At 62.1% G+C, this 13,836-nt stretch carries 13 protein-coding genes; 11 read left to right on the top strand and 2 right to left on the bottom strand.

Annotated elements, in window-relative coordinates; translation table 11 throughout:
• The first annotated feature begins 515 nt into the window (after window positions 1-515).
• Window positions 516-1,631 carry a porin gene (locus tag GWL_RS16370; protein ID WP_034351027.1) on the top strand — a complete coding sequence of 372 codons (1,116 nt, stop codon included), beginning with the start codon at window positions 516-518 and terminating at the stop codon, window positions 1,629-1,631.
• Between the two features lie 168 nt (window positions 1,632-1,799).
• Here GWL_RS16370 and GWL_RS16365 read toward each other — a convergent pair whose 3' ends face one another.
• Window positions 1,800-2,741, bottom strand: coding sequence for an IclR family transcriptional regulator C-terminal domain-containing protein (locus GWL_RS16365; RefSeq protein ID WP_008332205.1), 942 nt, complete (start codon window positions 2,739-2,741; stop codon window positions 1,800-1,802).
• A 360-nt stretch (window positions 2,742-3,101) separates the two neighbouring features.
• On the opposite strand from GWL_RS16365, the gene GWL_RS16360 reads away from it, so the two are divergent.
• The 7 genes from GWL_RS16360 to GWL_RS16330 all read left to right on the top strand — a co-directional run bounded on the left by GWL_RS16360 (window position 3,102) and on the right by GWL_RS16330 (window position 9,200).
• Window positions 3,102-3,776: a 3-oxoacid CoA-transferase subunit A gene (locus GWL_RS16360; RefSeq protein ID WP_008332201.1), complete on the top strand. Its 675-nt coding sequence runs from the start codon at window positions 3,102-3,104 to the stop codon at window positions 3,774-3,776.
• A complete protein-coding gene (locus GWL_RS16355; protein WP_008332199.1) occupies window positions 3,773-4,414 on the top strand; it encodes a CoA transferase subunit B in 642 nt (213 codons plus the stop codon). The genes GWL_RS16360 and GWL_RS16355 overlap by 4 nt, the downstream gene beginning before the upstream one ends.
• 39 nt (window positions 4,415-4,453) lie before the next feature.
• Window positions 4,454-5,656, top strand: coding sequence for a 3-oxoadipyl-CoA thiolase (gene pcaF / locus GWL_RS16350; protein WP_008332198.1), 1,203 nt, complete (start codon window positions 4,454-4,456; stop codon window positions 5,654-5,656).
• A 215-nt stretch (window positions 5,657-5,871) separates the two neighbouring features.
• Complete coding sequence (locus tag GWL_RS16345) at window positions 5,872-6,738, top strand: branched-chain amino acid ABC transporter permease (protein WP_008332196.1); 867 nt, start codon at window positions 5,872-5,874, stop codon at window positions 6,736-6,738.
• Window positions 6,735-7,742 (top strand): branched-chain amino acid ABC transporter permease, encoded by a 1,008-nt coding sequence (locus GWL_RS16340; protein ID WP_008332182.1) that lies wholly within the window; start codon window positions 6,735-6,737, stop codon window positions 7,740-7,742. Before GWL_RS16345 ends, GWL_RS16340 begins: the two co-directional genes overlap by 4 nt.
• Window positions 7,739-8,506: an ABC transporter ATP-binding protein gene (locus GWL_RS16335; protein ID WP_008332180.1), complete on the top strand. Its 768-nt coding sequence runs from the start codon at window positions 7,739-7,741 to the stop codon at window positions 8,504-8,506. Before GWL_RS16340 ends, GWL_RS16335 begins: the two co-directional genes overlap by 4 nt.
• On the top strand, window positions 8,499-9,200 hold the full coding sequence (locus GWL_RS16330) for an ABC transporter ATP-binding protein (protein ID WP_008332179.1): 702 nt from the start codon (window positions 8,499-8,501) through the stop codon (window positions 9,198-9,200). Before GWL_RS16335 ends, GWL_RS16330 begins: the two co-directional genes overlap by 8 nt.
• Before the next feature lie 3 nt (window positions 9,201-9,203).
• Here the strand turns inward: GWL_RS16330 and GWL_RS16325 are convergent, their stop codons facing one another.
• A complete protein-coding gene (locus GWL_RS16325; protein WP_008332178.1) occupies window positions 9,204-9,713 on the bottom strand; it encodes a MarR family winged helix-turn-helix transcriptional regulator in 510 nt (169 codons plus the stop codon).
• Between the two features lie 327 nt (window positions 9,714-10,040).
• On the opposite strand from GWL_RS16325, the gene GWL_RS16320 reads away from it, so the two are divergent.
• The 3 genes from GWL_RS16320 to GWL_RS16310 are packed head-to-tail and all read left to right on the top strand — an operon-like array spanning window position 10,041 to window position 13,300.
• Window positions 10,041-11,090: an aromatic ring-hydroxylating dioxygenase subunit alpha gene (locus GWL_RS16320; RefSeq protein ID WP_008332177.1), complete on the top strand. Its 1,050-nt coding sequence runs from the start codon at window positions 10,041-10,043 to the stop codon at window positions 11,088-11,090.
• 9 nt (window positions 11,091-11,099) lie between these two features.
• Complete coding sequence (locus GWL_RS16315; protein WP_034351276.1) at window positions 11,100-12,056, top strand: PDR/VanB family oxidoreductase; 957 nt, start codon at window positions 11,100-11,102, stop codon at window positions 12,054-12,056.
• Window positions 12,057-12,112: 56 nt separating this feature from the next.
• On the top strand, window positions 12,113-13,300 hold the full coding sequence (locus tag GWL_RS16310; protein ID WP_034351023.1) for an ABC transporter substrate-binding protein: 1,188 nt from the start codon (window positions 12,113-12,115) through the stop codon (window positions 13,298-13,300).
• The last annotated feature ends 536 nt before the right edge of the window (window positions 13,301-13,836 follow it).

Below are 13,836 nucleotides of genomic sequence, written 5' to 3'. Positions count from 1 at the left end.
TGCGGGCGGTTCTGCTGCCGTCCTCATTGTCGCATCGCCGGTCCGACTGTTGCAGACGGACGACGTATCGCTTTCCCTTCCTTGGCTCGCCTTGTTGACAAAGCGGAGGTGCCGACAATAGTATCGCACCATCCGTTCGGTAAACAAACTGATGTGCGGCTACCGAACGGAGAATAAAAGTTATAAAAAATAAGCAAAGAGACGCTTCTTTCTGCGATGCCCGCCTGGCGGCATCGAACAACTCGCATTCTTGAATGGACGCCGCAGGCGTCCTTGCAGCAAGCATGCCGATGGCACTGACCATGGGGCAGGGGGCGGTTTTGCGTCCGCGCTCCGGATCATTGCCGGGCGGCAGCAGCAATTCGCAACAGGTAGTCGCAGTAAACACCAGGGACTGACATCACTGGAAGTCACCTGGCCGGCGAGCAGCGAATCGTTGGCGTGTGCCTGGAGGAGGGTGCGCGCCGGCAGCGGACCGGCCATTCACCATTCAATGAAATCAGGAGGAGATGGCAATGACAAGAAAAATCACCCTGCGTGCAGTGGCTCTGGCCGCTGCCGCATGTGCGATGACTGCAGGTGTATCCGGCTCGGCCATGGCACAGAGTTCGGTAACGATTTACGGGATCATCGATACCGGCGTGGTCTATACCACCAATGCCAACGCCAATGGCAATTCGGTCTTCAAGATGCCATCGCTGACGGGCAGCTTCCCTTCGCGCATCGGTTTCCGCGGTACCGAAGACCTGGGCGGCGGACTGCAGGCGATGTTCGTGCTGGAAAGCGGCTTCGCACCCGATACCGGTGCCATGGGCCAGGGCAACCGCATCTTCGGTCGCCAGTCGTATGTGGGGCTCAAGGGGGGCTGGGGTCAGGTCATGCTGGGTCGGCAGATCAACATGACCTATATTTCGCAGCTCAAGACGGACGTGATGGGTCCCAACATCTTCGCCATCGGCAGCATTGATTCCTATCTGCCCAATGCCCGCAGCGACAACGCCATCGGTTACCTCGGCAGCTTCAGCGGCTTTACCGTCGGTGCGACCTACAGCTTCGGTCGCGACGCATCGGCCACCGGCGGTCCTGCCGCTACCAACTGTCCGGGCGAGGTGGCCGGCAACAGCAAGGCCTGCCGCCAGGTCACGGGTCTGCTGGGCTATGACGGCAAGGGCTGGGGGATGACCTCATCCTACGACATCCTCTATGGCAACACCGGCGCCTCCGGCGGCCTGACCAGCAGCAGCAACAGCGATCAGCGCATCACCCTGAACGGATACTTCATGCTCGGTGACGTCAAGGTCGGCGGCGGTGTGGTGGATCGCCGCACCCGTGCAGCGGCCAATACCAATACCGATTCCGATCTCTACTACCTGGGCGTGAGCTATCCGCTGACCACCACCCTGGTGCTGGATGCGCAGCTCTCGCGCCTGGCCGTCAAGAACAGCCCCAACGATGTCACCCTGTCGGTGGCGCGCCTGACCTACAACCTGTCCAAGCGCACCGCCCTCTATACCTCGCTGGGTTACATCAAGAACGGCGGTACCGCTGCCGTGGCCGTCGATGCCGGTGGCTCGGTGGGCGCGGGCAAGAACCAGTTGGGCGTGATGACAGGCATCCGTCACACCTTCTGATGGTGGCGGCAAACAGTGGCTAATAGCGGCAAATAGCGGCAAGCAGTCTTGAGGAGGATGGCGCACCCGCAGTTGCGAAGGGTGCGCCGACATCCGCAGCATGGCAAAGGCAGGGTCTGTTTTTGTCTTCGGTCCGCCTCCCCGAATCGGGGAGTGCGGACCTGTTTTTTATGGCAGCAGCACCGACAATTCCTGTGCGCCACGCAGCAGCACCGGCAGGATTTCCTCTTCCATCTGTGCGACCGAGACGCGCGCGGCCTGTGCCCCCACGTTCAGTGCCGCCAGTACGTTGCCGGAGGCCCCGCGCACCGGGACGGCAATCGAACGCAGGCCAACCTCGAGTTCTTCATCGATGACCGCGTAACCCTGTTCGCGCACGCCGGCCAGGATGTCGCGCAGACGCTTCTGCGACACCACCGTCTTGTCGGTCAGGGCGCGCAGCTTGACCTTCTCGAAGTAGGCTTTCAACTGCTCATCGGGCAGGTGTGCCAGCATGGCCCGGCCCAGCGAGGTGCAATAGGCCGGCAGGCGGCTGCCGGTATTGAGCGCCACCGACATCACGCGCGATGTCGCCGAGCGCGCGACGTAGAGCACTTCATTGTCATCGAGCACCGCCAGCGAGCAGGATTCGCCCAGGGTACGGCTGATGTTGTTCAGGTAGGGCTGTGCAGAAACGGTCAACGGAGTGGAAGACAGATAGGAGTATCCCAACGTCAGGATCTTGGGACGCAGCGAGAAGTTGTTGACGTCCGAATCGGCATAGCCGAGTTGCTTCAGGGTATGCAGGCAGCGCCGTACGGCAGCACGGGGGATACCGGTCTTCTGGCTGATCTGGGCGATGGTCAGGCTGCGGCGCGAATCACTGAAGGCGCGGATGACCGCCAGGCCGCGCGCCAGCGAGGTCATGAAGCTGGGGTCGGTGAGCGCGTCGATTTCCTCGGCGATGGTCAGCTCGCGTTCGGTCTCGGCAGCGCCGCCGGAGGCCTCGGCTTGCCTGGCCTTGCCGCGGCCTTTGGCGACGGGGGCGGACTTCGGTGCCTTGCTGTCCTTGGCGGCAGGGACGCTCTTGGCAACGGTTTTGCGGGTCTTGGCAGCGGGTGCGGTGGACATGGGCGCGAATGGGCTCTCTGGTCGGATGGTCAGGACGGATCGTCGGTGTGGCCGCCCGGCGTTGCCGCCGTGCAGGAGTGCGTCGGAATTTTAACGTTTTGTGCGGCAAGCGAACACATCCTGCTGGTTTTTCTTGACGTCCGTCAAGCCGGATCGCTAAACTCTTTTTGTGCGAAAATCAAACATTAGTTCGGTGATCGAACATTGCGGTGCAAAAAACGTCACGCAGCTGACCGCGCCGCAATGCCCGTCCACACCGGCAGAGACGAGTCCCAACCCGCCTGGTCGCACCGCAAGCAAACGTGTGGCAAGGCATCCAGCCGGCGCAGTTGCAGGCGCCGCATCTATAGTGAGAGCAACGTGATCAATAAAATTTCTGACTCCCTGGAGCAGGCGGTGGCCGACATCCATGATGGCGCCACCATCATGATCGGCGGCTTCGGCAATGCCGGCATGCCCTCGGCCCTGATCGATGCGCTCATCGCCCAGGGCGCGCGCGACCTGACCATCGTCAACAACAATGCCGGCAATGGCGATACGGGCCTGGCCGCATTGCTCAAGACCAAGCGCGTCAGGAAGATCATCTGTTCCTTCCCGCGCCAGACCGATTCCCACGTCTTCGATGCGCTCTATCGCGCCGGTGAAATCGAGCTGGAACTGACCCCGCAAGGCAACCTGGCCGAGCGCATTCGTGCCGCAGGTGCCGGCATCGGCGGTTTCTTCAGCCCGACCGGCTACGGCACCATGCTGGCCGAAGGCAAGGAAACCCGTCTCATCGATGGCAAGCACTACGTGCTGGAGTCGCCCATTCACGCCGACTTCGCGCTCATCAAGGCGCTGCGCGGCGACCGCTGGGGCAACCTGGTGTATCGCAAGACGGCGCGCAACTTCGGTCCCATCATGGCCATGGCCGCCAAGGTCACCATCGCGCAAGTCACCGAGGTGGTGGAACTGGGCCAGCTCGATCCGGAAAACATCATCACGCCCGGCATCTTCGTGCAACGGATCGTGCAAACCAAGGAGGCACAGCAATGAAGCGCTTTACCCGTGAAGAGATCGCCGCCCGCGTGGCGCAGGACATCCCCGAGGGCGCCTACGTGAACCTGGGCATCGGCCTGCCCACCAAGGTGGCCAACTATCTGCCGGCTGACAAGGAAATTTTCCTGCACAGCGAAAACGGCGTGCTGGGCATGGGCCCGGCCCCGGCCCCCGGTGAGGAAGACGAAGACCTCATCAATGCCGGCAAGCAGCCGGTGACGCTGCTGACCGGCGGTTCCTATTTTCATCACGCCGATTCGTTCTCGATGATGCGCGGCGGTCATCTCGACATCTGTGTGCTGGGCGCCTTCCAGGTCTCGGCCAAGGGTGACCTGGCCAACTGGCACACCGGCGCGCCCGATGCCATCCCCGCCGTGGGCGGTGCGATGGACCTGGCCATCGGTGCCAAGCAGGTGTTCGTGATGATGGACCACCAGACCAAGACCGGCGAGAGCAAGCTGGTGGAGGCCTGCTCCTATCCGCTGACCGGCATCGCTTGCGTCAACCGCATCTACACCGACCTGGCCGTCATCGACGTGACCCCGCAAGGACTGCAGGTGCGCGAGATCGTCGAAGGTCTTTCGTTCGCGCAATTGCAAGAGATGACAGGCGCACCGCTGCATCCGGCGGCCTGATCCGGCCCAATCCATCGTTGATATCGCTGTGAGGAAGACATGAAAGACGTATTGATCTGTGACGCCATTCGCACCCCCATCGGCCGCTACGGTGGCGCGCTCAAGGACGTGCGTGCCGACGACCTCGGGGCCGTGCCGCTGCGCGCACTGATGGAGCGCAACCCGCAGGTGGACTGGAAGGCTGTCGATGACGTCATCTATGGCTGCGCCAACCAGGCTGGTGAAGACAACCGCAACGTGGCGCGCATGTCGCTGCTGCTGGCGGGTCTGCCGCAGGAAGTGCCGGGCAGCACCATCAACCGCCTGTGCGGCTCCGGCATGGATGCGCTGGGCACGGCCGCGCGCGCCATCAAGTCTGGCGAGACGCAGCTGATGATCGCCGGTGGCGTCGAGTCGATGACCCGTGCTCCCTTCGTGATGGGCAAGGCCGACAGCGCCTTCTCGCGTCAGGCTGCCATCCAGGACACCACCATCGGCTGGCGTTTCGTCAATGCGCTGATGAAGCAGAAATACGGAGTCGATGCCATGCCCGAGACGGCCGAGAACGTGGCCGTCGACTTCAAGGTCAGCCGCGAAGACCAGGACCGGTTTGCCGTGCGCAGCCAGGCCAAGGCTGCTGCGGCCCAGGCCAATGGCAACCTGGCTCAGGAAATCGTGCCGGTGGTGATCCCGCAGAAGAAGGGCGACCCCATCACCGTGAGCCAGGATGAACATCCCCGTGCCACCAGCATGGAAGCGCTGGCTCGACTGAAGGGCGTGGTCAGGCCCGATGGTAGCGTTACCGCCGGCAATGCCTCGGGCGTCAACGATGGTGCCTGCGCGCTCTTGCTGGCCAGTGCTGACGCTGTCGAGAAATACCAGCTCAAGCCGCGCGCACGCATCCTCGGCATGGCCACGGCCGGGGTGGCGCCGCGCATCATGGGCATGGGCCCGGCGCCGGCCAGCAAGAAAGTGCTGGCGCAACTGGGCATGAGTATCGATCAGATGGACGTGATCGAACTCAACGAAGCCTTCGCCTCGCAGGGGCTGGCCGTGTTGCGCGAGCTGGGCGTGGCCGATGACGATGCGCGCGTCAATCCGAACGGCGGCGCCATTGCGCTGGGCCATCCGCTGGGCATGAGCGGTGCGCGCCTGGTGACCACGGCGATGTACCAGCTGGAGCGCACCGGCGGTCGCTATGCGCTGTGCACCATGTGCATCGGCGTGGGGCAGGGCATCGCGATGGTGATCGAGCGCGTGTGATGAGTTCATGAAGATCGCAAGGGTCTTCGTGAAAATTGATCAAGCATGAGTTGAGGCAGGCGCAGCACAATAGAAAAAAATTCATATTGATTTCCGAGCGGTCACCCATAAAAAAGAGCCGCAGGACAGAAGGAGACAAATCGCATCATGTATCTGCATCATGACTGTGCGCCGCGTCCTGCTGCGCGCGCCCGTTCCGGCCAGGGAGGTATGCCATGCTAGGCAACTTCCTCGGCGTACTCTTTGACGGCATTGCCTACGGCAGCCTTCTGTTTCTCATCAGCGTGGGCCTGTCGGTGACGATGGGCATGATGAACTTCATCAACCTGGCACACGGTGCCTTTGCCATGCTGGGTGGCTATGTCTGCGTGACGCTGCTCAACGGCATCGGCGTTCCCTTCCTCGCGACCCTGCCGCTGGCCTTCATCGCTGCGGCGGCGGTGGGACTGGTCCTTGAGCGCTCTCTCTATCGTCGTCTCTACAAGGCCAGCCATCTGGATCAGGTGCTGTTTTCCATCGGCCTGACCTTCATGGCCGTGGCCGCTGCCACCTGGCAGTGGGGGCCGACCCAGCAACCAGTCGTGCTGCCGGACTGGCTGCGCGGTCAGGTCTCGCTGCTGGGACTGGACGTCGGTGCCTATCGTGTCTTCCTCATCGGTGTGGTGGTGCTGGTGACCATTGCGCTGGGCCTGTTGATCGAGCGTACCCGCTTCGGTGCGCAGATTCGTGCCGCGGTCGATAACCAGGTTGCAGCAGCCGGACTGGGCATCAACGTCAGCCGTGTCTTCAGCCTGACCTTCGCGCTCGGTTCGGGCCTGGCCGGACTCGGTGGCGGGTTGGGCATCGACGTGCTGGGACTGGATCCGACTTTCCCGGTCAAGTACATGGTCTATTTCCTGCTGGTGGTGGCCGTCGGTGGTGCCGGCACCATCAAGGGCCCGTTGCTGGCCGCGCTGCTCCTGGGCGTGTTCGACGTCGCCGGCAAATACTACGTGCCGGAGACCGGCGCCTTCGTCATCTACGGCCTGATGGTGGTGTTGCTGATCCTGTTCCCGGCCGGCCTGATGCGGAGGCGCGGATGAGCAGCCTGAATACGACAAGCCGGTCCACGACGAAACCTGTACTGCATCTGCCCAATGACCGCTGGACGCCCTTGGAGCTGATCTTCTGGCTCTTGCCGGTGGCGGCCTATTTCCTCTTCCCGGATTATCTGGTGCTGATCAGCCAGATCATGATTGTGGGTCTGTTCGCCGTCTCGCTGGACCTGATCCTGGGCTATGCCGGCATCGTCTCGCTGGGGCATGCGGCTTTCTTCGGCCTCGGTGCCTACACTGCCGGCCTGCTGGCCGTGCATGGCTGGGGCGAGCCTATCACCGGACTGCTGCTGGCCGCCATCGTGGCAGCCGTTGCCGGATTCCTGGTGAGTTTCCTGGTCGTGCGCGGGACGGACCTCACCCGCCTCATGGTGACGCTGGGCATCGGACTGATGCTCTTCGAGGCGGCCAACAAGGCAGCCTTCATCACGGGCGGCGTGGATGGTCTGTCCGGCATGGTGATGGGCAAGATCTTCGGGGTCTTCGAATTCGATCTCAACGGCCGCGTCGCCTTTTGCTACAGCTTCGCGGTGCTGTTGTTGCTGTTCGTGGTCTTGCGACGCTTGGTGAGTTCGCCCTTCGGCCTGGGCTTGCGGGGTATCCGCGAAGGAGGTCGCCGCATGCCGGCCATCGGGGCCGACGTCAATCGCCGGCTGGTGGTGATCTTCACCATCGCCGCTGCGGTTGCCGGGGTGGCCGGTGCCTTGCTGGCCCAGACCACGCAGTTTGTCGGGCTCGATGTGCTGGGCTTCCCGCGTTCGGCCGAGTTGCTCATCATCCTGGTGCTGGGCGGCACCGGTCGGCTCTATGGTGCACTGGTGGGCGCGCTGGTCTACATGCTGGCGCAGGACACCCTCTCCGGACTCGATCCGGCCTACTGGCAGTTCTGGATCGGCCTGCTGCTGATCGTCATCGTTCTCTTCGCACGCGGTGGTCTGTTGGGTGGACTGGCCGTGCTGCGTGACAAGTTCTTCAAGGGAGGGCGCGCATGAGCTCGCATCCGGCCGATACCACCTTGCGCACCGAAGCGCTGAGCAAGCGCTGGGGCAGCTTCGTGGCCAACAGCGACATCTCGCTGACCTTCACGCCCGGCGCGCGCCACGCCTTGATCGGCCCCAATGGCGCAGGCAAGACCACCTTCATCAACTTGCTCACGGGTGGCTTTGCACCCAGCAGTGGCAAGGTATGGTTCGGTGGCGAGGACATTACCGCGCTGGCCCAGCACGAGCGCGTCAAGCGCGGCATGACGCGTACCTTCCAGATCAATACGCTCTTTGCCGGACTGACCGTACTGGAGTCGGTGGTGCTGGCGATCCAGGAGAGGCGCGGCCTGCAATACAAGTGGTACCAGACCGTGGCCCGTCAGACCGACGTGGTGGACGAAGCCATGGCGCTGCTGGCCTCGCTCAAGCTGGCGCAGGAGGCCAACAGCATCACGCGCAGCCTGGCCTACGGCAAGCAGCGGCTGGTGGAAATTGCGCTGGCGCTGGCCACGCAACCCAAGGTGCTGTTGCTGGATGAACCTGCCGCAGGCATTCCGTCGGCGGAAAGCCGCGAATTGTTTGAAGTGATTGCGCAACTGCCCCGCGAGGTGACGATCGTCTTCATCGAACACGATATGGGACTGGTGTTCCGCTTTGCCGAACGCATCACCGTACTGGTCGGCGGCAAGGTGCTGGTGGAAGGCACACCGGCCGAGATTGCGGCGGATCAGCGCGTCAAGGAAGTCTATCTGGGGGAGGCCGAACATGCCTGAACTGCTGGCACTGGACAAGGTGAGCGCCGGTTATGGCGATTCCATCGTCCTGGAGGAGGTGTCCTTCTCCATGCAGGAAGGTGAGAGCCTGGCCCTGCTGGGGCGCAATGGCGTGGGCAAGACCAGTCTGTTGATTACCCTGATGGGACTGACTCGCCTGCATGGCGGCAGCATCCACTGGCGCGGCAGCAACATCGCCCGCGTGCCGACCCACAAGCGCGCGCATGCCGGGCTGGGCTGGGTACCGCAGGAGCGTTTCATGTTTCCTTCGCTGTCGGTGGAGGAACACCTGACGGTGGTGGAGCGTGGCGGAAAATGGAACTTGCAGAAGATTTATTCGATTTTTCCCCGCCTGCATGAGCGCCGCCACAACATGGGCAATCAGCTCTCCGGTGGCGAGCAGCAGATGCTGGCCATTGCGCGCGCCCTGATGGTCAGTCCCAGCATCCTCTTGCTGGATGAACCGATGGAAGGGCTGGCGCCCATCATCGTGCAGGAACTGTTGAAGGTGATCCGCCGCCTGGTCAGCGACGAAGGGATGTCGGTGATCGTGGTGGAGCAGCATGCACGCATGGCGCTGTCGCTGACGCAACGGGCCATCGTGCTTGATCGTGGCCGCATCGTGCATGCCTCGGATAGCCAAAGCCTGCTGGACGATGGCGAAAAATTGGATCGACTGGTAGCGGTCGCCTGAGGCTCAGTCCTCCTGGCAATCCTGGTCGCGCAAGCGTGCCAGCGGTGCGCGGCTTTGTGGATTGTTCTCGTGCACCAGCTTGTCCAGCAGCCGCATGAACTGCTCCTGCTCGGCGTCATCAAGGGGCGCCAGGATGCGCTTGCGCAGGCGCTGCAGGCCGGGGATCAGTTCTTCCAGCAGGGCTTCGCCCGCTTGCGTGATGCGCAATGCGCGCTGGCGGCGGTTGTGCGGAATGACTTCCCGCACCAGCAAGCCCTTTTCTTCGAGGCGGGCGCAGACCGTGGCGCCGGTGGAGGTGTCGATGGCGACCAGCCCCGACAAGCTCACCTGGTCGATGCCGGGATGATTCGACAGCATGCGCAGGATGGCGTATTGCACCGGGGTAATGATGCCGCCGGTTTCGTCATGGAAGATCGATACCGAAATCTGCTGCGCGCGCCGCAACAGGTGGCCGGGGTGCTCGTAGAGATCGATGAGCTGGCTTTCGTCCTTGGGCGTTGTGGTCTCTGGCATGGCGGATTCGCTCAGGTTCGGTCAGGCAATGGATGAGCTGCAATCAGTATGCAGCGATGCGGCAGTGTAAGGTCCGCGACGTTTTCCCTCAATCAATTGATGCGATGCGCAATGAAAAAAGTCCGCCGGCGCGTTTACTTGCGCAGCGGATTGGCGGATACTTTTCCTAACATTCAGTGTACTGAATATTAAATCAGAAAAATGCGAGACCCGACAGGATCTGGATCAAGCCACCTGCGGAAAAGAACAAGTTGGTGCAGTCCATCAAGGAGGGCACTGGCCGCGCGAGGCCGGTGCCGGTTGAGGAATTTACCCAAGGAGACAGTCATGTTCCCCAAGAATGCCTGGTACGTTGCCTGTACCCCCGACGAAATCGAAAGCAAGCCCCTGGGCCGTCAGATCTGTGGCGAGAAGATCGTGTTCTATCGTGGTGCCGAGGGCAAGGTGGCCGCCGTCGAGGATTTCTGTCCGCATCGTGGTGCGCCCCTGTCTCTGGGTTTCGTGCGCGATGGACAGCTGGTTTGCGGGTATCACGGTCTGGAGATGGGCTGTGACGGCCACACCCGCAGCATGCCCGGTCAGCGCGTGCGTGGCTTCCCTTGTATCCGCAGCTTCCCGGTGGTGGAGCGCTACGGTTTCATCTGGGTCTGGCCGGGTGAGAAGGAGCAGGCCGATCCGGCGCAGATCCATCACCTGGAGTGGGCCGAGAACCCTGAATGGGCCTATGGTGGCGGCTTGTATCACATCAACTGCGACTACCGTCTGATGATCGACAATCTGATGGACCTCACCCACGAGACCTACGTGCACGCCTCCAGCATCGGCCAGAAGGAGATTGATGAAGCCCCGGTCAACACGCGCGTTGAGGGTGAGCGGGTCATCACCAGTCGCTTCATGGAAAACATCATGCCGCCGCCGTTCTGGCGCATGGCCCTGCGAGGCAACGGTCTGGCCGACGACGTCCCGGTGGACCGCTGGCAGATCTGCCGCTTTTCGCCGCCCAGTCACGTGATGATCGAAGTGGGCGTGGCGCATGCCGGGCAGGGTGGTTACGACGCTGCGCCGGAGCACAAGGCGTCGTCCATCGTGGTGGATTTCATCACGCCCGAGACCGAGACTTCGCACTGGTATTTCTGGGGCATGGCGCGCCACTTCCGTCCCGAGGACAAGGAGCTCACCGACACCATCCGCGAGGGCCAGGGCAAGATCTTCGGTGAGGACCGTGCGATGCTGGAGCTGCAGCAGGCCAATCTGCTCAAGTATCCGGAGCGTCGCCTGCTGGCGCTGAACATCGATGCCGGTGGCGTGCAGTCGCGCAAGGTGCTGGACAAGTGGCTGGCGCGCGAAGCCGATGCCGGCAAGGCTGCTGCAGCCTGAGGGGGGATGATGACGACATTGCAGGTCAGGATCGCGGCGCGCCGCGAGGAAGCCGACGGCATCATCGGGCTGGAACTGGTGTCGCCGGATGGCAGTGCCTTGCCGGCCTTTACTGCGGGGGCACACATCGATGTGCATCTGCCGGGCGGCTTGCTGCGTCAGTATTCGCTGTGCAACGCGCCGCATGAGCAGCATCGCTATCAGATCGGTGTATTGCGTGATGCCCATTCGCGGGGCGGTTCCGTGGCGGTGCATGAGGTGTTGAAGGTGGGCGACCTGCTCACCATCGGGGTGCCGCGCAACCAGTTCGCGTTGGTGTCGGCGCCGCACAGTCTGCTGCTGGCGGGTGGTATCGGGGTGACGCCCATTCTGTGCATGGCCGAGGCGCTGGCGGCTTGCGGGGCTTCTTTCGAGATGCACTATTGCGCCCGTTCGCCCGCCCGCCAGGCGTTTCGCGAGCGCATCGCGGCGTCGGGATTCGCTCGGCGCGTGGTGCATCACTATGACGATGGTGATGTTGCACAGAAGCTCGACCTCGATGCCTTGCTGTCACAGGCCGATCCGGCCACCCATCTTTACGTCTGCGGCCCTGCCGGTTTCATCACGCATGTGGTGGAGACTGCCCGTGCGCGTGGCTGGCCGGGGGCGCAAGTCCATTTCGAATACTTTGGTGCGGCGCCGGTGCAGGCTGACGGCAATGGCAGCTTTGAGGTCAGGCTGGCCAGCAGCGGGCAGGTCTACCGCATTCCGGAGGACCGCACGGTGATCCAGGTCTTGTGCGAGCACGGTGTGGATGTGCCGGTGTCCTGCGAGCAGGGGATCTGCGGCACCTGTCTTACGCGCGTGCTGGAGGGTGAACCGGATCATCGTGATCAATATCTGACCGATGAGGAACGCGCGGCCAATGACCAGTTCACGCCGTGTTGTTCACGGGCACGGAGTCCCTTGCTGGTGCTGGATTTGTAGCGTAATACGAAGCAACTGGCCGTAAATCATTTATACCAATTAAAACGTGAGGAGACATGATGAGCGAGATGATCAATACCCGACGCCGCCACCTGATGTTGGCCGGGACGGCATTGGCCGCCGTTGGTGCGCCGCTGGTGGCGCAAGCGGCAGAGACGTTGAAGGTGGGGCTGATCGTGCCGATGTCGGGGCCGTTTGCCTCGACCGGGCGGCAGATCGAGGCGGCGGTCAAGTTGTATCAGCAGAAGTTCGGTGACAGTGTGGCCGGACGCAAGGTGGAGATCTTGTTGAAGGATGACGGCGGGGTCTCGCCCGATGTGACCAAGCGTCTGGCGCAGGAGCTGGTGGCGCGTGAGAAGGCGCAGGTGCTGATGGGCTTCGGGCTGACGCCCTTGGCGCTGGCGGCTGCACCCATTGCCACGCAGGCCAGGGTGCCGATGATCGTGACGGCGGCGGCGACTTCCATCATTGTCCAGCGTTCACCCTATATCGTGCGTACCGGGTTTACGCTGGCGCAGGTGACCTCGCCACTGGCGTCCTGGGCGGCGAAGAATGGCATCAAGAGTGTGGTGACCTTTGTTTCCGATTACGGGCCGGGGCTGGATGCAGAGAAGGTGTTTGTGAAGACTTTCTCTGAAGCCGGTGGCAAGGTGATGGAGAGTGTGCGGGTGCCTTTGCGCAATCCGGACTATGCGCCGTTCTTGCAGCGGGTCAAGGATGCCAGGCCGCAGGCTTTGTTCGTTTTTGTACCTTCCGGTGAAGGAGCTGCCGTGTTGAAGCAGTTCACCGAGCGGGGATTGGCGGCGGCGGGAATTCGCCTGATCTGTACCGGCGATGTGCTCGATGATGACCTGATGGCGGGTATCGGTGCGGCCGCCAAGGATGTGGTGAGCAGTCATCATTATTCTGCTGCGCATCCTTCGGCGGCCAACAAGGAATATGTGGACGCGATGGCCAAGGCTAACAAGGGGATGCGGGCCAACTTCCATTCTGTCGGTGCCTACGATGGTATGCACCTGCTCTATGAATCCCTCAAGAAAACCTCCGGCGATGCGAATGGTGAAAAACTGCTGGCTGCCATGAAGGGGATGAGCTGGGAGAGCGTGCGCGGGCCTGTTTCTATCGATCCTGCTACTCGCGATATCGTGCAGACGGTTTATATGCGCAAGGCTGAGTTGCTCGGGTCTGAGTTTTATAACGTGGAGTTTGATCAGGTGGAGAAGGTGCGGGATCCTGGGGTTTGATTTTTGTATTTTTGGGGGGAGGGTAGTCTGCACGGGCTGCTTTCCTGCGCTCTAGCTTAATGCTTATCTTTCTCCGGTCGGGAGAACGCGCCGGGAGCGGCCCGGCAGCCGCTCACTTTTCTTGTCTCGCCAAGAAAAGTAAGCAAAAGAAGGCGACCCCAAAGAGCCAGCCCTCCTGCGGAGGGTCCCCGCCGCAGCGGAGCGAAAAGTGGGAAGGATAGAGTCGCTTCGCTCCGACTATCCTTCTGATCCACTTTTCGCTCCGCTGCGGCGGCTGGCTCTATGGGGAGAGTCCACTCGGGCTCGCCTGCGGCCTCGCCGGGTCTCCGACTCGCCTTCGGCTTTGTGTTGGCTCGCCTGTGGCATCGATTTTTTCTTCGATCAATTTCCTGTTTTGGTTTTTATTGTTTAAATTATTTATGTTCTTTCGTCCTGAGTAGTCGCGCAGCGACGTATCGAAGGCGCAAGAACGCCAACGCAAAGCCGACGGCGAGTGGGATGCCTCACGATGCCGAAGGCGAGGCGTTTAGGTCGTC

Origin of the sequence: Herbaspirillum sp. GW103 (genome assembly GCF_000261365.1) — a bacterium.
Classification (GTDB): domain Bacteria; phylum Pseudomonadota; class Gammaproteobacteria; order Burkholderiales; family Burkholderiaceae_D; genus Herbaspirillum.
The sequence above is the reverse complement of the archived record's forward strand: the minus strand, read 5'-3'. Positions and strand labels throughout refer to the sequence as shown.

Coding starts and splice junctions, on each gene's coding strand:
- GWL_RS16365 (WP_008332205.1), bottom strand. CDS start 2,741: ATGTCCACCGCACCCGCTGCCAAGACCCGCAAAACCGTTGCCAAGAGC.
- GWL_RS16330 (WP_008332179.1), top strand. CDS start 8,499: ATGCCTGAACTGCTGGCACTGGACAAGGTGAGCGCCGGTTATGGCGAT.
- GWL_RS16320 (WP_008332177.1), top strand. CDS start 10,041: ATGTTCCCCAAGAATGCCTGGTACGTTGCCTGTACCCCCGACGAAATC.
- GWL_RS16335 (WP_008332180.1), top strand. CDS start 7,739: ATGAGCTCGCATCCGGCCGATACCACCTTGCGCACCGAAGCGCTGAGC.
- GWL_RS16310 (WP_034351023.1), top strand. CDS start 12,113: ATGATGAGCGAGATGATCAATACCCGACGCCGCCACCTGATGTTGGCC.
- GWL_RS16325 (WP_008332178.1), bottom strand. CDS start 9,713: ATGCCAGAGACCACAACGCCCAAGGACGAAAGCCAGCTCATCGATCTC.
- GWL_RS16315 (WP_034351276.1), top strand. CDS start 11,100: ATGACGACATTGCAGGTCAGGATCGCGGCGCGCCGCGAGGAAGCCGAC.
- GWL_RS16345 (WP_008332196.1), top strand. CDS start 5,872: ATGCTAGGCAACTTCCTCGGCGTACTCTTTGACGGCATTGCCTACGGC.
- GWL_RS16370 (WP_034351027.1), top strand. CDS start 516: ATGACAAGAAAAATCACCCTGCGTGCAGTGGCTCTGGCCGCTGCCGCA.
- GWL_RS16340 (WP_008332182.1), top strand. CDS start 6,735: ATGAGCAGCCTGAATACGACAAGCCGGTCCACGACGAAACCTGTACTG.
- GWL_RS16355 (WP_008332199.1), top strand. CDS start 3,773: ATGAAGCGCTTTACCCGTGAAGAGATCGCCGCCCGCGTGGCGCAGGAC.
- pcaF (WP_008332198.1), top strand. CDS start 4,454: ATGAAAGACGTATTGATCTGTGACGCCATTCGCACCCCCATCGGCCGC.